This window comes from Paenibacillus sp. sgz302190, from assembly GCF_059820445.1.
On sequence record NZ_JBZYAO010000011.1, the window covers coordinates 156,539 to 175,398 of the forward strand.

Below are 18,860 nucleotides of genomic sequence, written 5' to 3' on the forward strand. Positions count from 1 at the left end.
TCTGAATGGCTCAAGCATTACGTTTCGATAAAGGAGAATGGTATGAAACCAACCTCACATATAGTGGAAAGCGAGCGGCAGGACCGCGCCGTGCTTGTCAGTTTGATTACCCAGCAGCAAAAGAAGAACGAGGCGCTCGCCGAGTACTCGCTGCAGGAGCTGATCAAACTTGCCGAGACGGCCGGCGTGCTCGTACTCGATACGATGACCCAGAACAAGGAGTCCGTGGACACCAAATGGTTCATCGGCAAAGGAAAGGTCGAGGAGCTGAAAGCTCTGATCGACGAGCTCGGCGGGAACACGGCGATTTTTGACCAGGAGCTGTCGGGGGCGCAGGTGCGCAACCTGGAAGCGGCGCTCGATGTGAAAATCATCGACCGCACCCAGCTGATCCTGGATATATTCGCACAGCGCGCCAAGACGCGCGAGGGCATCATCCAGGTAGAGCTGGCGCAGCTCAGCTATTTGCTGCCAAGGCTGTCGGGACAAGGCAAAAACTTGTCCAGGCTGGGCGGCGGAATCGGGACGCGGGGTCCCGGCGAAACGAAGCTGGAGACGGACCGCAGGCACATACGCGAGCGGATCGGCGAGCTGAAGGCGCAGCTTGAGGAAGTCGTGCGCCATCGCAATTTGCACCGCGAACGCCGCAAGAAGACGGGCGTTTTTCAGGTTGCGCTCGTGGGCTACACGAACGCGGGCAAATCCACGCTGCTCAAGCAGCTGACGCAAGCGGACGTCTATGTAGAGAACCAACTGTTCGCCACGCTGGACCCTACGTCGCGGACGATGGAGCTGCCGAGCGGCAAGGAAATTGTGTTGACCGACACGGTAGGGTTCATTCAAAACCTGCCGCATGATCTGGTCGCATCGTTCCGCGCCACGCTGGAAGAGGCGAACGAAGCGGATCTGATTTTGCACGTTGTTGACAGCCAAGCCGAAATGCGCAGCGAGCAAATGCGCGTCGTCTCGGAGGTACTGGAAGAGCTTGGCGCGCACCAAAAAGAGCAGCTTACGGTTTTTAATAAAATCGATCTTTGCTCGCTGCAGGAGCGGGATATGCTGACGACCGAAGGCGATTTTTTGAAAATTTCCGCTTATGACGAAGCGGATTTGGAACGGCTGCGCCTTGCCGTGCAGGAGAAGCTGATGGGCGAGAACAAGCTGTTCCGCATTCCGGCCGACAAAGGGGATATGATTTCGCTCGTATACCGGATCGGCGACGTTATCCGCAACGAAGTCGACGGCGAAGATATGGTGTTTCAAGTTCGCGTGAACAAAGACGATTACGAGAAAATGGGTTACTTGCTGGCCGCTTTCGACGAGCAGCGCGTTCAGCAGGAAGAACAGGGAGAGAGCTTCTAGGCATGCAATTCGGGGAAAACATCTTGGCGCTGATGGAACGTGCCGAGCGCAGAATCGAGCCGGCGTTCCGCAGCATTGAAAAAACGATCGATCTGAATCAATGGAAAGTGATCCGCGCTTTTCAAAAGCATCAGGTAAGCGACTATCACTTCGCTTCTTCGACGGGCTACGGCTATAACGACCGCGGGCGGGAAGTGCTCGATCTCGTCTATGCGGACGCACTGGGGGCCGAGGCGGCGCTCGTGCGGCCGCATTTCGTATCGGGCACGCATACGATCGGCACTGCGCTGTTCGGCGTGCTGCGCCCCGGCGATCACCTGCTTTACATAACAGGCAAGCCTTACGATACGCTGCATAAAGTGATCGGCAAGCCGGGCGACGGCACCGGCTCGCTGCAGGACTGGGGCATCGCGTACAGCGAGGTTGCCCTCCTGCCGGACGGCTCGCCGGACTGGCCGGGCATCGCGAAAGCGATCAGGCCGAACACCAAGGTGGTCGGCATCCAACGTTCGCGCGGCTACGATCCGCGGCCGTCGTTCACGGTGGAACAAATCGGGGAGATGGTCCGATTTGTGAAAGAGGCGAGCCCCGAGACGATCGTGTTCGTCGACAACTGCTACGGCGAGTTCACCGAGCCGCAGGAACCGACGCAAGTCGGCGCCGATCTGATGGCCGGCTCGCTGATCAAAAACCCCGGCGGCGGCATCGCCCCGTCCGGGGGCTACATCGCCGGGCGGCGCGACCTTGTCGAGCTCGCCGCCTACCGCTTGACCGCCCCAGGCATCGGGGGCGAGGTGGGGGCCATGCTCGGCGCGACGCGAGCCATGTTTCAAGGGCTGTTCCTTGCCCCGCACCTGGTGGGGCAAGCGGTCAAGGGCTCGGTCTTCGCAGCAGCGCTGTTCGAAGATCTCGGCTTTGAAAGCCGTCCGCTCTGGCACGAGCCGCGCACGGATCTGATTCAAGCGATCCGCTTCACGTCCGCGGAGCATCTGATCACTTTCGTGCAGGGCATCCAGAAAGCGGCCGCCGTCGATGCGCATGTCGTCCCGGAGCCCTGGGACATGCCCGGCTACGAGCATCCGGTCATTATGGCCGCCGGCACGTTCATTCAAGGCGGCAGCCTGGAGCTGTCCGCGGACGCTCCGATCCGCGAGCCCTACATCGCCTATATGCAGGGCGGTCTGACTTACTCGCACTGCAAATTGGGCGTGTTGACGGCCATCCAGCATATGGCGGACAAGGGTTTAATTTGAAAAATAGGACTGTAAACAAACCTAACACTCCTTGACATGTTTTTGCAACGAAGGTACAATGAGATTAGGACTTACTTACTCAGGAGTGATTAGGATGACTGATGAAATTCGCAGAAATATGGCGCTTTTCCCGATTGGCATCGTCATGAAACTTACCGATTTGACAGCGAGGCAAATCCGTTACTACGAACAGCATGAGCTTGTTATACCTGCCAGAACTTCAGGCAATCAAAGGCTTTACTCTTTTAACGATGTGGAGAGATTGCTGGAGATCAAAGATTTGATCGAGAAAGGCGTTAACATCGCCGGAATTAAACAGGTGCTTTTGCCGGTTTCCAAAGATTCCGAGGATGCAACCATCATCAACGAGCACACGGAAGTGAAGCGCAAGGAGCTTACCGATTCCCAACTGCACAAAATGCTGAAGCAGCAGTTGATCGGAGGCGGAAAACGTCCGGGTCAAGTGTCACTGATTCAAGGCGAATTGTCCCGATTTTTTCATTAAATAGCGTCATAATAACGAGAGGAGCATGGCCGTGGGTTACAACACCAATTACACGAAAGAAGACATTTTACGCATCGCCGAAGAGGAGAACGTTCGTTTCATCCGTCTGCAATTCACCGATTTGATGGGCAGCGTGAAAAACGTGGAAATTCCGCGCAGCCAGCTGGAAAAAGCGCTTGACAACAAAATGATGTTCGACGGTTCTTCCATCGAAGGCTATGTCCGTATCGAAGAATCTGACATGTACTTGTACCCTGACTTGAGCACTTGGGTCATTTTTCCATGGGTTACGGAAGGCAAAGTGGCGCGCTTGATTTGCGATATTTACCTTCCTGACGGCAGGCCGTTCCCGGGTGACCCGCGCGGCATTTTGAAAAACGCTCTGAAGCAGGCCAAAGAAATGGGCTATACGGCTATGAATGTCGGACCGGAACCGGAGTTCTTCCTGTTCAAAACCGACGACAAAGGCAACCCGACGATGGAGCTGAACGACCAAGGCGGTTACTTCGATCTCGCCCCGATGGATTTGGGCGAAAACTGCCGCCGCGATATCGTGCTTACTTTGGAAGAAATGGGCTTTGAAATCGAAGCTTCCCATCATGAAGTAGCGCCGGGACAGCACGAAATCGATTTCAAATATGCGGATGCGATTAAAGCAGCCGACCAAATTCAAACTTTTAAACTCGTTGTAAAAACGGTTGCAAGACAGCACGGGCTGCACGCCACGTTCATGCCGAAACCGCTTTTCGGAATGAACGGCTCAGGCATGCACTGCCATCAGTCGCTTTTTAAAGACGACGTTAACGTGTTCTATGACGAGAATGATAAGTTAGGTTTAAGTCAAGTAGCCAGACACTATATGGCAGGTGTACTTCGTCATGCCCGCTCTTTTGCGGCTATCACGAATCCTACCGTTAACTCGTATAAACGCCTTGTGCCAGGCTATGAAGCGCCATGCTACGTAGCATGGTCCGCAAGCAACCGCAGTCCGATGATTCGTATTCCGGCTTCCCGCGGTTTAAGCACGCGCGTTGAAGTCCGCAACCCGGACCCTGCGGCCAACCCGTATCTTGCCCTTGCCGTTATGCTTGCAGCCGGTCTTGACGGCATCAAGAACAAAATGCAGCTTCCGCCGCCAACCGACCGCAACATTTACGTGATGACGGAAGAGGAAAGAGAAGAGCAAGGAATTCCAAGCTTGCCAGTGAACCTGAAGACCGCGCTGGACGAACTGATTCGCGACGAAGTCATTTGCGACGTACTCGGCGAGCACGCCCTGGCTCATTTCTATGAACTGAAAGAAATTGAATGGGATATGTATCGTACGCAAGTACATCCTTGGGAAAGAGATCAGTATTTGTCGTTATATTAAAAGTTGAAACCATGATTTTTAAAGGGTTTTGAGGGGGATGGCGTTGCGGCGGGCATACCGAAATTAATTAGTTTTTTTCGGAAATGCCCCCGGCACGCCCCCAAAAAAAAATATTCCCTGGCCTGCTTCTCCAAGACCTCATTTATTTTGGTCTTACAGTCGGCATGACTGCATCTCATTGACAAGTCTTGTGTTGATTTTGATGATTCTTTCCTATCGCAACGTCTTTGTTTCCCCAAAAGTCCCCCATCATTGTTCCCTAGAAATCAAGTGTCTCATTGATTCCCGATCATTTCAAGGTTGTAGTTTCCATTGGTTCCATCGCTTTCCATTTCATCCTAAAGTAACTAGTGAGCATATCTTATATACGCTCGCGCGTTTCATTGTCTATCGGTTTGCCGCCAAATGTGACTGGGAGATCCTCTTTTAGGATTTGCAGGTTTTTCGACGTTAAAAAACGATCCCCCACTAACCAAGTGGCTGTGGGGGAGCAAAACGAAATGTATTAAACCGGATCAACTGTGCCAAAAATCCTGACTGGCACTTCTCCATGACTGTAGTACTCAACATGATAAGTGCCAGGTTTTAGAGTAACGTATACCGAGCGTCTTTGGCTTCCGCTCCATGAAAAGTATCGAGTACCCGATGAATCATTCTCATTGACTAACCTGTACTCAACCTCTTCGACATCGTAACTGCTGTCGTATGTGCGTTGCTGAACATCAAACAAGTAAGTACGGGTGGAGTTGACTGTAAAATACCCATTACGAAACGTACTCACCCATCCGTCATTTTCTGTCAGGTAATTGTGATTAAACCACATCGAATCATACACGACTGCTTGCAGTTGAGCTGATTGTACTTCCTTTGATGTTGATTCTGCTGCCGAAGCCGTAGCCGCAGGAAGCGTAGTGCTAGAAGCCAAGATACCAGTAGTAAGTGCAACAGCTAACAGACCATTAAAAACTTTTTTACTCATTCCTAAGTTCCTCCTATAAATACAAAATAATTACAATATAAATTGTAATATATATTGTACAACTTGTAAATTAAAATTTACTAATATTGGATGAAATAGTTCTGTTTGGATTTCTTCCAAGCCTCTTCAATCTGGTTGAACCTATATTTAAGTCCCTTTGTTGAAAAATACCAATAATTCAAAAAACATGATACTCTTAAACTATCAAACTTATAGAGGTGGATACGATGAGCACGATTACTTTAAGCAAGCAAAAACTGGGAATCGTTTTGGAAAAAAACAATTGTCGAGCGTGGTGGCCAAAGTTGCGTTGGTGCTGGACATATCCGGTTCGATGAGACTGCTTTACAAAAACGGTACGGTTCAGAAAGTAGTCGAAAAAATATTGGCTGTCGCCAGCAGGCTGGACGATGACGGTGTGTTGGACATCTGGATATACGACCACAAATTCAGCAGGCTGCCCTCTGTCAGCGAGGAAGATTTCGAAGGTTACGTCAACAAGCATGTGCTTGAAAACCAGAACATATCCAAGTTCGGCCGCAACGATGAGTCGCCGGTCATGAGAGATGTGATAAAAAAATATACCGTGGAAGAAAAGAGCAATGTTCCCTCTTTCATTATTTTTATTAATGACGGCGGGGTGAAGAGGGGGACGGGAGATACGATCGACAAGGCGATCATTGAATCTTCGAACCTTCCATTATTTTGGCAGTTTGTCGGTGTTGGCAATTCCGATTTCGGAGTGTTGAAAAAGCTGGATACTATCGAAGGCAGAGTCGTCGACAATGCGAACTTTTTTCAAATTACGGATATTGAAAAAACGAGCGATGAAGAGCTGTATGAAAATTTATTGAATGAATTCCCTTTGTGGATAAGAGAAGCAAAAGATAAAGGGATATTATAACAAATTGATCATCTCCCGGGTTGTGAAAGCCTTGATTGATGGCGCCTAAAGGGCAAGAAATGGATTGGGGAACGCCAACGAAACGAGATTTAATTCTTTAAATTTTCCCTGGTTACTGGTTTCAACCGTGAAATGTCATATCCCATCTTACCAATAATATCGAGCCCGTCCTGGAATTCTATAATGTTTTTTCCAGTCCACCCATTTTCCAAACCATACAAAATAAAAGCTCTAATCGTTCTTGGATTATGTAAATTATATTTTTCAATTATGTTGGTATCTTTATTTTTTAAGGATGTACCGACTAATAGTGGATTTCCTGTAATTGGATCATCCCAAGTACAAAAAAAGAATGTGCATGTTATATTTTTTAGGACTTTTAAAGATATTTTAAGAGAAATATTACTCAACTGTTGATTATACTTCTGGTCAATCACATATAGGTATTCATTTTCGCCTACAATTATTTTTCTTGTCTTGTTCTTCAAGATCTTTGTACCTCTCGAATCAGTTTCGGTCCAAGTAAAAGGGATAGTAGCTATAAGAAATCGAATTGCAGTTCCGGAGTTCGATCGGTATTTTAAAAGCGAAAACCACCCTAAAGGTGGTTTTTTTTGTGCTTACATATCGCGGAACAGGCCGATAACGCGGCCAAGGATGGTTACGTTTTTCAGAAGAATCGGCTGGAGGGCCGAATTCTCCGGCTGCAGACGGATGTGATCCCGTTCTTTGTAAAAACGTTTTACCGTTGCTTCGTCATCTTCGGTCATGGCGACGACGATATCGCCGTTGTCGGCGGTTTGCTGCTGCTTGACAATAACATAGTCGCCATTATGTATGCCGGCTTCGATCATACTGTCGCCGGATACGCTGAGCATAAACACGTTGTTGTCGCCGACGAGGTGGGACGGGAGGGGGAAGTAGTCTTCGATGTTCTCCGTTGCCGTAATCGGTACGCCGGCCGTTACTTTGCCGACTAACGGGACGCGCGCCACGGATAAAGCGAAGTTGCTCTCCGCTCCGTCGAGACCTAAAATTTCAATAGCTCTCGGTTTGGTCGGATCGCGGCGGATCAAGCCTTTCTTCTCCAGACGTTCCAGATGCCCGTGCACGGTCGAACTGGAGGCCAGTCCGACGGCTTCGCCGATTTCCCGAACGGAAGGCGGGTAGCCCTTATCTTTCACTTCGTTCTTGATAAACTCCAAAATTGCTTGTTGGCGTTGGGATATTTTACTCAATAGTTATCACTCCATCTATGAAAAAATCATTAACCAAATTATAACACAGAACCGGAGTTCGTACAAACATAAGTTCGAAGATTTATTGACACAAACGTTTGTTCGTGATATTCTGATTTCAGAACAAATGTTTGGGGGATGAATGTTATGTACATTGCATATTCAGAAGGAAGCAACTCACGGCAACTTCATGCAAGACCAGCGACAGCGAGAACTACGACACGTTCGGATCGTTTCCATCGGTTTTTCGGTTTGACGAAGCGATCTTTGAAATTCATTTTGCTTGCTGCCGCGCTTCTTGCCGTGTTTTCTTTTGGCGCAATCGTACAAGCTTACGCAGGAGATGGCGCGAACGCCGCTTCCACCCGGTCGCCTGAGCCCATTCATGAATCCGTACAAATCCCAAACCATCTTATCGTTGAACGCGGCGATACGCTCTGGTCTATAGCTTCATCCCGAATAAGCGAAGGTCAGGATATTCGTTCGTATATGAATAAAGTTAAGAAATTGAACAAACTTACTTCCACGTACCTTTATGAAGGGCAAATCTTGCTGCTGCCTTAATGCCTGGCATTTATATCGGACCCCTGGCCGTATTATTTAGTTTCGGCGGTCAACGATACCTCCAATTTCATTCCTAAGTGAAATGAGACATATTCGTTCATGTTCGATTCGGATTTTCTGAATCAAGCTCATTTGCCGACTAAGTTACTTGCCTTAGTCTTTTTTTGCGTGCAATTGCCTTGACATTCGGGTAGCGGAATGGCAAAGTAGTAGTCAGACTGAGTAATGGCAGGGAGGACTATCATGAGCGATAATATGGACCAGAACATAGAGAGAATCAACGAACTTGCCCGCAAAGCGAAAACAGTTGGCTTAACGGATGAAGAAATTGATGAGCGCAACGAGTTGAGAAAAAAATATATCCAAGCGTTCCGCTCCTCTCTTAAGGTACAGTTGGATTCTATCAAGTTTGCCGATGAAGAAGAGAAGTAAAGCAACAACATTTATAGATGCATTCAAAGGGGAAATGTAACGATGCCGCTCAAGGCTGTGCTGTTTGATTTGGATGATACGCTGTTATGGGACGATCGCAGCGTGAAGGAAGCTTTTGAAGCAACATGCGAGGAAGCGGCCAAACATTACGCTTCGATCAAGCCGAATGAATTGGAAGAGGCCGTGTGCAAGGAGGCCAGAGCGCTTTACGAATCTTACGAAACGTTCCCATTCACGAAAATGATCGGCATTAATCCGTTTGAAGGGCTGTGGGCTCATTTTACCCAGGGAGAACATGAGCATTTTCGCAAGCTGGAACAGTTGGCTCCGGGCTATCGGACGGAGTCTTGGACAAGAGGGCTTCAGGCACTCGGTATTGAGGACAAGGAACTTGGCTACAAATTAGGCGAAATGTTCCCGGCCGAACGCCGCCGCCGTCCTCTCGTTTACGAAGAGACGTTTCAAGTACTGGATGCGCTGAAAGGCAATTACAAGCTGCTGCTGCTGACGAACGGTTCTCCCGATTTGCAGATGGAAAAGTTGGCCGGAGTGCCCGATATTGCACCTTATTTTGATCATATCGTTATTTCCGGAGCGTTTGGGGAAGGGAAGCCGGCGGTTTCGATTTTCCGGCATGCGATGGAGCTTCTGGGTATTGAAGCTTCCGAAGGCATCATGATCGGGGACAAGCTGACTACGGATATTCTCGGCTCGGGAAGCGTAGGCATGCGCAATATTTGGATTAATCATCACGGGCTGCAGCGCGGCGACGAAATCGTTCCTGCTTTTGAAGTATCCCGACTGCAAGAAATTTTGCCGATTATTGCGAACGGCCGGTAAAATTGCAAACAAAAGCCCAACGGCTGGGGAATCGAATCCTCGGATCGTTGGGCTTTTGGGTTCTTTATGAAAGGATCAGGCCTTTGCAAACTCCGGGTCGTCAACGTTGTAGGCGATCCAGCCGTCTTTTTCGATGAAGAGGCGTACCGCTACGATTTGACGGTTATCCATCAGCGTAAAGAAGTGGTTCGTATTTTCCGGTACGGAAATAACGTCTCCGGCTTCAAGCTCGACGTCAAAGTAGCCGACTTCGTCTTCCGATTTAATAATGAAGATGCCTCGTCCTGTTACGATTGCACGGATTTCATCTTCAGTGTGCGTGTGAACCTGTTCGAATTTTTTGAGCAGTTCCTCGATGTTTGGCGTAGCGTCGGACAAGGAAATGACATCCCAAATTTCGTAACCGCGTCTTGCGGCAAGATCGCGAATTTCTTCGTCATAAATGCTCAAAATTTGCGCTTTTTCTTCGTCGCTCAGGGCGAATTTTTCGCGAAGCGCTTCAGGAAGCTTGGAAGTATCCCAGTGTTCGTACACGACGTTGTGGCTATCCAAGAAGGCTTTTACCTGTTCTTCACCTTCGATGCGTTCATTAGTGTTGCGAATTCGAATTTGTGCCAACGTACATCCCTCTTTCCAATAAAATATACTTGTATTATAGATGAAATGTTGACTCATGTCGATGAATTTGCATAAAAAAATCCTACATACCCCATAGGAATTATTGATAAATAGAAATCTTTTCATAACAGCGCTATTCTGTTACACTAAATGTTAACGAATTTATCGATAAAGTTGGGTTGTTTCAGCTTTAGGTCAAGTTGAGAGGGAGTCATGCCATGATCAAACCACCGATTCAAGAGCAGCTTAAGAAAAAAATAATGATCCTTGACGGCGCAATGGGCACCATGCTTCAACAGGAGAATTTGACACCCGATGACTTCGGAGGCGAAGAACTGGACGGCTGTAATGAAATTCTTGCCATCACGCGCCCCGACGTTTTGCGGAAAATTCATGAAGCTTACTTTGCGGCGGGCGCCGATATGATAGAAACGAATACGTTCGGTTCGACCAGCGTCGTTTTGGCCGAGTACGATTTGCAGGACCGTCACCGGGAAATCAATTTGGCCGCGGCTAAGCTGGCGATTGAGGCTGCGAATAAATACTCGACTCCGGAGTGGCCGAGATACGTTATCGGAGCGATGGGACCGACGACCAAAACATTGTCCGTCACCGGCGGCGTAACGTTCGAAGCACTGGAGGAGAGTTACTACCAGCAGGCGCTTGCGCTGGTGGAAGCCGGCGTCGATGCGCTGCTCCTCGAAACATCGCAAGATACGCTGAACGTGAAAGCCGGAAGCATCGGCATCCGCAGAGCTTTTGAAACGCTAGGCGTCAAGCTGCCGATCATGATTTCAGGAACGATCGAACCGATGGGAACTACGTTGGCCGGACAAAACATCGAGTCCTTCTATATATCTTTGGAACATCTGAAGCCGGTTTCGATCGGGCTGAACTGTGCGACCGGGCCGGAGTTCATGCGCGACCATATTCGAACGCTGTCCGAAATTGCGGAAACGGCGATCAGCTGTTATCCGAATGCGGGGCTGCCGGACGAGAACGGGCATTATCACGAATCCCCCGAGTCACTCGCGAAAAAGATGGCCGGCTTTGCCGAACAAGGCTGGCTCAATATCGCCGGCGGCTGCTGCGGAACGACGCCAGATCATATTCGCGCGCTGGCGGAAACTTTGGGCAAGTATGCGCCCAGAACGAGCTACGGCACACATCCGCCTGCGGTATCCGGCATTGAAACGGTCTATATCGAGCCGGAAAACCGTCCGATTATGGTCGGCGAACGCACGAACATTTCCGGTTCCCGCAAATTCAAACGACTTATTAAGGAAGGCAAGTTTGAAGAAGGATCGGAAATCGCCCGCAACCAGGTGAAAAACGGCGCGCACGTCATCGATATCAACTTGCAGGATACGGATATCGACGAAGCTTACGCCGTCGAGCAATTTATGCAGCAAGTGGTAAAAAAAGTAAAAGTCCCGCTCATGCTGGACTCTACGTACGATCATATTATCGAGCTCGGCTTAAAATACTCGCAAGGCAAAGCGATTATCAACTCCATTAACCTGGAGGACGGCGAGACGAAGTTCCAAAATATTTTGCCACTGATCCATAGATACGGAGCCGCGGTTGTCTGCATTTTGATCGACGAGCGCGGACAGGCGGTTTCGCGCGAAGCGAAGATGGAAGTGGCTACGCGGTCTTATGAGCTTTTGACCGGGAAGTATGAAATGAATCCGGAAGACATTATTTTTGACCCGAACATGTTCCCGATCGGCTCCGGCGATCCGCAATACATCGGTTCAGCCGTCGAGACGATCGAAGGTATCCGGATGATCAAGGAAAAATACCCGTCCTGCAAAACGATTCTCGGCCTCAGCAACATTTCGTTCGGCTTGCCGGATGCGGGGCGCGAGGTGCTGAACTCGGTTTATTTGTACCACTGCACCAAAGCCGGTTTGGATTACGCGATTGTCAATACGGAGAAGCTGGAACGCTACGCGTCCATTCCGGAAGTCGAGCGCCAGCTCGCAGAAGAACTGATCTACAATACGAACGATGAGACGCTTGCACAGTTCGTCGCGCATTTCCGCGAGAAGAAAGTCGAGAAAAAAGAAAAAATTTCGAACCTCTCTTTGGAAGAGCGTCTTGGCTCTTATGTCGTCGAAGGCACGAAGGAAGGGCTCGTTCCCGATCTGGAAGAAGCGCTTAAAACGTACACGCCGCTTGAAGTCATCAACGGGCCTCTGATGAAAGGCATGGAGCAGGTCGGCCGGCTGTTCAACAACAATGAGCTGATCGTTGCCGAGGTGCTGCAAAGCGCTGAAGTGATGAAAGCGTCGGTTTCGTTTTTGGAGCCTTTCATGGAGAAGTCGGAATCCGCCGTCAAAGGGAAAATCATTCTGGCTACGGTAAAAGGCGACGTGCATGATATCGGGAAAAATCTGGTCGAGATCATTCTCTCGAACAACGGCTACCAGATCGTTAATCTGGGCATTAAAGTGCCGCCTGAGCAGCTGATTGAGGCGTACCGCAAAGAGAAGCCGGATGCAATCGGCTTGTCGGGCCTGCTCGTCAAATCGGCGCAGCAGATGGTCGTTACCGCGCAGGATTTGCGCAACGCCGGCGTCGATGTGCCGATTCTTGTCGGGGGTGCGGCGCTGACCCGAAAGTTCACGAAAACGAGAATTGCCCCGGAATACGAGGGTTTGGTGTTGTATGCGAAGGATGCGATGGATGGGCTCGATATTGCCAACCGCTTGAGCGACCCGGAGCAGCGCAAGCGTCTCGTCCAGGAGCTGAGAGAAAGCAAGGAGTCCGACGTCAAGGAGTCCGGCAAAAAGGAAGAGCAGCTGCCGAAGCTTACCCGCGTCAAATCGTCCGGCGTCTCCAGGGACGTTCCGGTGCATGTGCCGCCTGATCTGGATCGCCATGTGCTGCGGGATTACCCGATCGGCCATGTCATGCCTTATGTGAACATGCAGATGCTGCTCGGTCATCACCTCGGGCTTAAAGGCAAGGTGGAGCAGCTGCTCGGCAATAAAGACACCAAAGCGATGCAGTTGAAAGATACGGTCGATTCTATCTTATATGCGGCGCAAAAAGATGGAATCATCAAGACGCACGGCATGTACCGGTTCTTTCCGGCGCAGTCGAGCGGCGACGATGTGATTGTATACGACCCGCAGGATCACAGCAAAGTGCTCGAAACGTTCACGTTCCCGCGGCAGGATACCGAGCCGTTCCTCTGTCTGGCCGACTACCTCAAGCCGGTGGAGAGCGGACAGATGGATTACATCGGCTTCCTCCTCGTCACCGCGGGCCACGGCATTAACGACCTGGCCAAAGAGTGGCGGGACAAAGGGGACTACCTGAAATCGCACGCGCTGCAGGCGACCGCTTTGGAGGTCGCGGAAGGTTTTGCCGAGCGGATTCACCATATCATGCGCGATGTGTGGGGTATTCCCGACGCGCCGCAAATGACGATGCAGGAGCGTTTTGGCGCGAAGTACATCGGCCAGCGGTTCTCCTTCGGCTATCCGGCGTGTCCGAATCTCGAAGACCAGGCGAAGCTGTTCGCTCTGCTGCGTCCGGAAGATATCGGCGTCGAGCTGACCGAATCGTTCATGATGGAGCCAGAGGCTTCCGTCTCGGCTGTCGTGTTCGCACATCCGGAGGCGCGCTACTTTAACGTAGACAAGAGCTGATCTCACGTTCGCTCATTTTAAGCGAGGCGGTTTGTTCGAACCTGAATCCGGTTCGGCGGCTGTCTCGCTTTTTTCGCGGCTCCAAAGCGGCGGCTTCCTGGCAGGCGTTTGACTTCCGGCCGTTATTGCATTAGGATTTTCTGGAAAGAAGTTTGCCAATCCAAATTAATTTTTTCGCAGAATGGAGCTTAATTCGTGGAGTTATATTTTTTAGGCACTGGGGCAGGGATGCCGTCCAAGCAGCGCAATGTCACTTCGATCGCGCTCAACCTGCTTGACGAGCGGGGATTTTACTGGCTGTTCGACTGCGGCGAAGGGAGCCAGCATCAAATTTTGCATTCGCCGGTCAAGTTGGGGCGTACCGAAAAGCTGTTTATTACGCACCTTCACGGCGACCATATTTACGGCATTCCCGGTATGCTGACCAGCCGGTCATATTTGGGCGGAGATACGCCCTTGACGGTGTACGGGCCACACGGCCTCAAAAACTTTATCGAAACCGCGCTTTCCGTGAGCGAGGCCCATCTCGGCTATGCTTTGCAGATCGTGGAAATCGGGGAAGAGGGCGTGCTTTTCGAGGACGACTCGTTCATTGTCGAGACCGCGCGGCTTGAACATAGAGTGGAAAGCTTCGGTTTCCGCGTCATTGAAAAGGATCAGCCCGGCAAGCTGATGCTTGACAAACTGTCGGAGCTTGGCGTGCCCGCCGGTCCCCTGTACGGCCAGCTCAAGAAAGGCCAAACCGTGCAGCTCGAGGACGGGCGCGTCCTGCATGGCGGTGATTTCGTGGGAGCGCCTATTCCGGGCCGGATCGTCGTTATTCTGGGCGATACGCGTTATTGCAGCGGAGCGCTGCATTTGGCGCAGGGAGCCGACGTGCTCGTCCATGAAGCGACATTTGCGATGGACAAGCAGGAGCTTGCCTATGCGTTTGACCACGCGACGTCGGTGGACGCAGCCCGTACGGCGGAAGAAGCTGGCGCCAAGGCGCTGATCATGACGCATATCAGCTCGCGCTACCAGGGCGAGGAGACGGGGCTGCTTCTTCAGGAAGCGCGGCAAATTCATCCGAACAGCCATATTGCAAAAGACTTTTGGAGCTTTGATATTCCGAAAAAAGCGTAGAATTTGAAAGAGCCCCTTCCATGAGACACATGGAAGAGGCTCTTTTTGCCGTGCTGCGCTATTGGCCCGATTCGTCGCGTTTTTCCGCGATAAAGCCTTGGATGCTCTCTTTTCGGCGCTCGTTTTTGGACTCGATGTCCTGCTTCTCTTCCGCGGAAATTTCATCCGCATGCGCTTCCAGATAGTCCTCGGCTTCATGCAGGTTGGCAACCGTATGATCGATAGCATTTTGCAAATGAATTTCGTTGTCCTCGCGGTTATCAGGTTTAGCCATCATCTTCCACTCCTTATGCTTAAGTTTGCCAATCCTCTTTTACGATTCCACGGCTTTGTTCAGAATATACGGGCAGTTGTGCAATTTTTCCTTATACTTTACATAAACTATGGAAAAAAGCTGTAAGAGGTGGCATTATGGATCTTTCCCCGGCAGAATGGCTCATTTCTATCTTTATGTCCACACTGATTTATGTTATGGTGATTGAAATAAACAATGCTCGCAAGGACTCTCGATAGGGAAAAAGTCGAAGCGGATTGGAGACCGCATGATCGGATTTGGAATACTGCTTGCGTTTAATTTTATCGGTTATGCTTTGCAAATGAGTCTGCACATTCCGCTTCCCGGCAATGTGATCGGGCTCGTTCTTTTTACTGCGGCTCTTTTTGCCGGGCTGATCAAGCTGGAGTGGGTGGAGGAAGCCGCGGCGCTGCTCACCAGGCATATGATGCTCTTTTTTACGCCGTTCGTTGTCGGGGTTGTCGTGTTTTTGCCGTTGATCGGTACGAATGTGCTCCCGATTGCGGGAGGAATCGTGCTGGGAACGCTGGCCGTTCTGTATGCAACAGGCTGGGTCTCCTCCAGGTTCAGGCAGAAAGAGGAGGACTTGTAATGGAAACAAGCCTGCTCCAAAACCCGCTTTTCGGTCTGACGGTAAGCGTCGTCGCCTATACGGTTGGCGTTCTGCTGCATCGGAAATGGCGGTTTATGCATCCGCTTTTCGTGTGTTCCGCTTGTATTATTGCGCTGCTGGCCGCATGCCGCATCCCATATGAGGATTACAAACGGGGCGCGGACTTTTTGACGCTGCTGCTCGGACCGGCTACCGTGGCACTGGGAGTTCCGCTGTATAAACATGCGAAGCTGATCAGGCAAAACCTCGCGCGAATTACGGTGAGCGTACTCGCCGGGGCGGTCGCGGGCATTGCTTGCAGCGCGGCCATTCGTTGGCATGCTGGGCGGCAGCCGCGCCATCGTGCTGAGCATGATGCCCAAATCCGTCAGCTCGCCGATCGCAATCGAAATCGCCAGGCATTTGGGCGCGATTCCGGAGCTGACCGCGGTGCTGACGACGCTGACAGGCCTGTTTGGCAGCATGTTTGGAACGCGTCTGCTGCACTGGCTGCGCATCCGCGACGATATTTCCGTCGGAATCGCGATCGGCACTGCGTCTCACGGCATCGGAACGGCGAAAGTGCTGAAAGATTCGGAGATCCAAGGGAGTTTCAGCGGCCTATCGATGGCGCTGTGCGGAATTTTGACTTCGCTTTTGTTCATTCCCGTTTATTGGTGGCTTCAAAAGTAAACGGTGGGACGAGCTTTTCGAGAGGGCGAGGGGGTGTCGGTGAGATTTGATGTTGGCGGGAACGATGATTTGTATCGCTAAAGTGATGCGCTCCGGCGCGAGCAATTGCTGTGCGGATATTCTTCTGAGATATGTACAAAAATTTGCTATAGTCGACCGCCGTCATGCCGCACCGCACCGCGGGGAGCCAAGGGCAAGCTGACCATTCGCAGAAAACCTGCGAAAGTGCAGGAATTTTCGATGAATTTGAATCTGAGCCTATTTTCGCGACGAAAAGCCTGCACAATTGCAGGAATTTTTCGCAGCAAGCGCATCAATCGAGCAAAAACTGCACTTTTGCAGGTTTTCTTCGCGCTACCAGGCAGATTGTGCGTTCGGCTCTGGCGTATGGGGTTCCTCCGGTCAGCCTGAAAACTGCAGGTATTTCGCTGCAATGTGGGAATCGGGCCCATCTTGGCCGATTATTCCTGCACGATTTGGTTGAAGCGCTGGAGGCGCGAATATTTTGCTGTAATAAGGCAGGACTCCCCCGGGGTTCTGTTTTTTTGTGCACGCCCCTAAACATTACAAAACCTTAACAGCGCGAAAATGATGGCTTAATAGTCCTTTGATACTTTTGAAGTAGCAATCATTCTCCCTTGGAAAGGGCGTGCCCGTCATGAATCAACCGCTGCTGAATACGGCGCCGCAGCAAGCCAGACTCTCCGTAAGCTTAGCCACATGCGCAGAGGACGTGGAACAGGCCTTGCGTTTAAGGTACCAGGTATTTGTAGAAGAAGAGAAAAACCTGCGTTTGATGAACGAGAACGGCCTGGAACAAGATGCGTATGACACTTTTTGCGACCATTTAATTGTAAAAGATTTGGATTCGGAGAGAGTCGTCGGCACGTATCGCATGCTTCCGGGGGACCGCGCCGTACGCCACGACGGTTTTTACTCGGAAACGGAGTTCGATTTGCAGCGGTTCGAAGCCTTCAAGACCCAGACGCTTGAGCTTGGGCGAAGCTGTATCGCGCCCGAATACCGCGGAGGCAAAGCGATTCAAATGCTCTGGGAAGGCATTGCCGCCTATATCACAGAGCGCAATTACTCGTACTTGATCGGCTGCGCAAGCGTTCGCATGAACAGCCTTGAAGATTTGAACCTGATCTACACGATGCTGCGGCAAAAGCAAATCATCACCGACCGCTTCGGCATTGAGCCGCTGCCAACGCACAAAATATCCGGTTTAACGGTGCTGGAATCGGGCTGCGACGAGAAGGAAGTGTTCCGCAAGCTGCCGCCGCTGATGAAGGGCTATCAATGGCTCGGTGCCGAGATCGGCGGGGAGCCGGCTTTCGACGAACTGTTTCAAACCGTCGATTTCTTTATTATTTTGCAAAAGGACCGCGTGACGAGAAGATATAAGCGCCACTTTTTGAACCCGTAAATTTTACGGCATTGGAGGGACCGCTGCGGTGTATGAGTGGATAGGCAAGCTGACGGAGAACGATCGGGCGCTTCGCCGGGCGGCGCTGGTTTTGGGAATCATTCCCGAAAAACTGACTGCGGCGATGCTTTGGCTAATCGGAAGGGCGATGTATGGACTCGCTTCCAAGGAAGGCGTGCGCCAGCGAATCGAACGGAATATGGACGACATGCTGGGGCCGCTGGCCGACAGCGCTTCTGTCCGCCGCATGAGCAAAACGTATTTTTACAACCTTGCACTTACTTTGTATGAGATTTTGCTGGACTCGTACAGGTTGGAGAAAACCGGGGCAGAGCGCTTTACCGTGCAGGGCGAGGAACATTTGAAAAAGGATACGGGCTTGCTTGTATACACGCCGCACTTGGGCAACTTTTTTTACTATTACTGGTATTTGAGCCGCCGTTACCGGTGTCTGACGATCGCTTCTGCGGGAAGTCCGGAGCTGCTTCCGCTGTATTTGAGGTTTCAATCGCTCGGCTGCGAAGGACTGGATTACGATAGCACGCCGCCGTTGGAACTGTACCGCGCGTTGAAAAAACATCTCGCCGCCGGAGGAGTCGTCTTTATTCTCGGCGACTTTTGGCGGCCGAATTTCCCCGTTTCCAAGTTTTTCGGCAGGGAGACGCGTACGCCGGAAGGGGCGGCGATGCTGGCGATCGAGAACAAAGTGCCGCTCGTGCCGTTTTACGGTTACCGCGAGGGTGCTTTCAAGCACCGGCTCGTATTTGAAGAGCCGATCCATCTGCATGAGCAATTCGGCAAGTCTCAACGTACCGAGGCAAATCAGAAGTTGAACGACTGGATGGAGCAGGTCATCCGGAAGCAGCCTTCGGAATGGTTTTACTGGTTCAACGCCGACGAACGATGGCTGACAAAACGGCACGGGCTTGAAGAGGAATCCGTCAGCGGGACACAAACGGCGGCGGCTTCGCCCTCAATGACGGCCGGAGCAAGCTAA

At 51.0% G+C, this 18,860-nt stretch carries 18 protein-coding genes and 2 pseudogenes; 15 read left to right on the plus strand and 5 right to left on the minus strand.

Going from position 1 to position 18,860, the window contains the following annotated elements; genetic code table 11:
- Window positions 1–42: 42 nt before the first annotated feature.
- From hflX to glnA, 4 genes are all read left to right on the plus strand, one after another.
- Window positions 43–1,362: a GTPase HflX gene (hflX, locus tag AC6RNO_RS14810; protein WP_497105876.1), complete on the plus strand. Its 1,320-nt coding sequence runs from the start codon at window positions 43–45 to the stop codon at window positions 1,360–1,362.
- Window positions 1,363–1,364: 2 nt separating this feature from the next.
- On the plus strand, window positions 1,365–2,615 hold the full coding sequence (locus AC6RNO_RS14815) for a methionine gamma-lyase family protein (RefSeq protein ID WP_497105877.1): 1,251 nt from the start codon (window positions 1,365–1,367) through the stop codon (window positions 2,613–2,615).
- A 94-nt stretch (window positions 2,616–2,709) separates the two neighbouring features.
- Entirely contained in the window at window positions 2,710–3,120 is a 411-nt protein-coding gene (locus AC6RNO_RS14820) for a MerR family transcriptional regulator (protein ID WP_474681747.1), read from the plus strand.
- A 31-nt stretch (window positions 3,121–3,151) separates the two neighbouring features.
- Window positions 3,152–4,492, plus strand: a complete 1,341-nt coding sequence (gene glnA, locus AC6RNO_RS14825) for a type I glutamate--ammonia ligase (protein ID WP_488438259.1) — start codon at window positions 3,152–3,154, stop codon at window positions 4,490–4,492.
- A 505-nt stretch (window positions 4,493–4,997) separates the two neighbouring features.
- Here glnA and AC6RNO_RS14830 read toward each other — a convergent pair.
- Window positions 4,998–5,471, minus strand: coding sequence for a hypothetical protein (locus AC6RNO_RS14830; RefSeq protein ID WP_497105879.1), 474 nt, complete (start codon window positions 5,469–5,471; stop codon window positions 4,998–5,000).
- A gap of 227 nt (window positions 5,472–5,698) precedes the next feature.
- On the opposite strand from AC6RNO_RS14830, the pseudogene AC6RNO_RS14835 reads away from it, so the two are divergent.
- Window positions 5,699–6,375, plus strand: a pseudogene (locus AC6RNO_RS14835) (vWA domain-containing protein).
- An 89-nt stretch (window positions 6,376–6,464) separates the two neighbouring features.
- Here the strand turns inward: AC6RNO_RS14835 and AC6RNO_RS14840 are convergent.
- Together AC6RNO_RS14840 and lexA are read right to left on the minus strand one after the other, a co-directional pair.
- Entirely contained in the window at window positions 6,465–6,863 is a 399-nt protein-coding gene (locus tag AC6RNO_RS14840) for a hypothetical protein (protein ID WP_497105880.1), read from the minus strand.
- 132 nt (window positions 6,864–6,995) lie between these two features.
- Entirely contained in the window at window positions 6,996–7,613 is a 618-nt protein-coding gene (lexA, locus tag AC6RNO_RS14845) for a transcriptional repressor LexA (RefSeq protein ID WP_474681742.1), read from the minus strand.
- A gap of 267 nt (window positions 7,614–7,880) precedes the next feature.
- Here lexA and AC6RNO_RS14850 point away from each other — a divergent pair, with 267 nt between their 5' ends.
- The 3 genes from AC6RNO_RS14850 (at window position 7,881) to AC6RNO_RS14860 (ending at window position 9,449) form a co-directional block, all read left to right on the plus strand.
- Window positions 7,881–8,177, plus strand: coding sequence for a LysM peptidoglycan-binding domain-containing protein (locus tag AC6RNO_RS14850; RefSeq protein ID WP_474681741.1), 297 nt, complete (start codon window positions 7,881–7,883; stop codon window positions 8,175–8,177).
- Window positions 8,178–8,420: 243 nt separating this feature from the next.
- A complete protein-coding gene (locus tag AC6RNO_RS14855) occupies window positions 8,421–8,609 on the plus strand; it encodes a DUF896 domain-containing protein (protein ID WP_474681740.1) in 189 nt (62 codons plus the stop codon).
- Between the two features lie 42 nt (window positions 8,610–8,651).
- The gene (locus AC6RNO_RS14860; protein ID WP_497105881.1) at window positions 8,652–9,449 is read left to right on the plus strand and encodes an HAD-IA family hydrolase; all 798 of its coding nucleotides are present in this window, start codon (window positions 8,652–8,654) and stop codon (window positions 9,447–9,449) included.
- Window positions 9,450–9,524: 75 nt separating this feature from the next.
- On the opposite strand, the gene AC6RNO_RS14865 is transcribed toward AC6RNO_RS14860, so the two are convergent.
- Window positions 9,525–10,067 carry a 1,2-dihydroxy-3-keto-5-methylthiopentene dioxygenase gene (locus AC6RNO_RS14865; RefSeq protein ID WP_497105882.1) on the minus strand — a complete coding sequence of 181 codons (543 nt, stop codon included), beginning with the start codon at window positions 10,065–10,067 and terminating at the stop codon, window positions 9,525–9,527.
- Window positions 10,068–10,285: 218 nt separating this feature from the next.
- Between AC6RNO_RS14865 and metH the strand changes: the two genes are divergently transcribed.
- Both metH and rnz read left to right on the plus strand, forming a co-directional pair.
- Window positions 10,286–13,729 carry a methionine synthase gene (gene metH / locus AC6RNO_RS14870; RefSeq protein ID WP_497105883.1) on the plus strand — a complete coding sequence of 1,148 codons (3,444 nt, stop codon included), beginning with the start codon at window positions 10,286–10,288 and terminating at the stop codon, window positions 13,727–13,729.
- Window positions 13,730–13,924: 195 nt separating this feature from the next.
- Window positions 13,925–14,854, plus strand: coding sequence for a ribonuclease Z (rnz, locus tag AC6RNO_RS14875; RefSeq protein ID WP_497105884.1), 930 nt, complete (start codon window positions 13,925–13,927; stop codon window positions 14,852–14,854).
- Window positions 14,855–14,912: 58 nt separating this feature from the next.
- Here the strand turns inward: rnz and tlp are convergent, their stop codons facing one another.
- Window positions 14,913–15,128 (minus strand): small acid-soluble spore protein Tlp, encoded by a 216-nt coding sequence (tlp, locus tag AC6RNO_RS14880; protein ID WP_497105918.1) that lies wholly within the window; start codon window positions 15,126–15,128, stop codon window positions 14,913–14,915.
- A 268-nt stretch (window positions 15,129–15,396) separates the two neighbouring features.
- Between tlp and AC6RNO_RS14885 the strand changes: the two genes are divergently transcribed.
- From AC6RNO_RS14885 to AC6RNO_RS14905, 5 genes and pseudogenes are all read left to right on the plus strand, one after another.
- Window positions 15,397–15,741 (plus strand): CidA/LrgA family protein, encoded by a 345-nt coding sequence (locus tag AC6RNO_RS14885; RefSeq protein ID WP_488438255.1) that lies wholly within the window; start codon window positions 15,397–15,399, stop codon window positions 15,739–15,741.
- 95 nt (window positions 15,742–15,836) lie between these two features.
- A pseudogene (locus AC6RNO_RS14890) lies at window positions 15,837–15,995 on the plus strand (LrgB family protein); the annotation flags it as partial.
- Window positions 15,996–16,053: 58 nt separating this feature from the next.
- Window positions 16,054–16,434, plus strand: a complete 381-nt coding sequence (locus AC6RNO_RS14895; protein ID WP_497105885.1) for an LrgB family protein — start codon at window positions 16,054–16,056, stop codon at window positions 16,432–16,434.
- 658 nt (window positions 16,435–17,092) lie between these two features.
- A complete protein-coding gene (locus AC6RNO_RS14900) occupies window positions 17,093–17,863 on the plus strand; it encodes a GNAT family N-acyltransferase (RefSeq protein ID WP_497105886.1) in 771 nt (256 codons plus the stop codon).
- A gap of 28 nt (window positions 17,864–17,891) precedes the next feature.
- On the plus strand, window positions 17,892–18,860 hold the full coding sequence (locus tag AC6RNO_RS14905; RefSeq protein WP_497105887.1) for an LpxL/LpxP family acyltransferase: 969 nt from the start codon (window positions 17,892–17,894) through the stop codon (window positions 18,858–18,860).

Bases quoted from the DNA above. Each gene is read 5' to 3' on its own strand.
- hflX (WP_497105876.1), top strand. From the start codon at position 43: ATGAAACCAACCTCACATATAGTGGAAAGCGAGCGGCAGGACCGCGCC.
- AC6RNO_RS14815 (WP_497105877.1), top strand. From the start codon at position 1,365: ATGCAATTCGGGGAAAACATCTTGGCGCTGATGGAACGTGCCGAGCGC.
- AC6RNO_RS14820 (WP_474681747.1), top strand. From the start codon at position 2,710: ATGACTGATGAAATTCGCAGAAATATGGCGCTTTTCCCGATTGGCATC.
- AC6RNO_RS14830 (WP_497105879.1), bottom strand. From the start codon at position 5,471: ATGAGTAAAAAAGTTTTTAATGGTCTGTTAGCTGTTGCACTTACTACT.
- AC6RNO_RS14855 (WP_474681740.1), top strand. From the start codon at position 8,421: ATGAGCGATAATATGGACCAGAACATAGAGAGAATCAACGAACTTGCC.
- AC6RNO_RS14860 (WP_497105881.1), top strand. From the start codon at position 8,652: ATGCCGCTCAAGGCTGTGCTGTTTGATTTGGATGATACGCTGTTATGG.
- metH (WP_497105883.1), top strand. From the start codon at position 10,286: ATGATCAAACCACCGATTCAAGAGCAGCTTAAGAAAAAAATAATGATC.
- tlp (WP_497105918.1), bottom strand. From the start codon at position 15,128: ATGGCTAAACCTGATAACCGCGAGGACAACGAAATTCATTTGCAAAAT.
- AC6RNO_RS14885 (WP_488438255.1), top strand. From the start codon at position 15,397: ATGATCGGATTTGGAATACTGCTTGCGTTTAATTTTATCGGTTATGCT.
- AC6RNO_RS14900 (WP_497105886.1), top strand. From the start codon at position 17,093: ATGAATCAACCGCTGCTGAATACGGCGCCGCAGCAAGCCAGACTCTCC.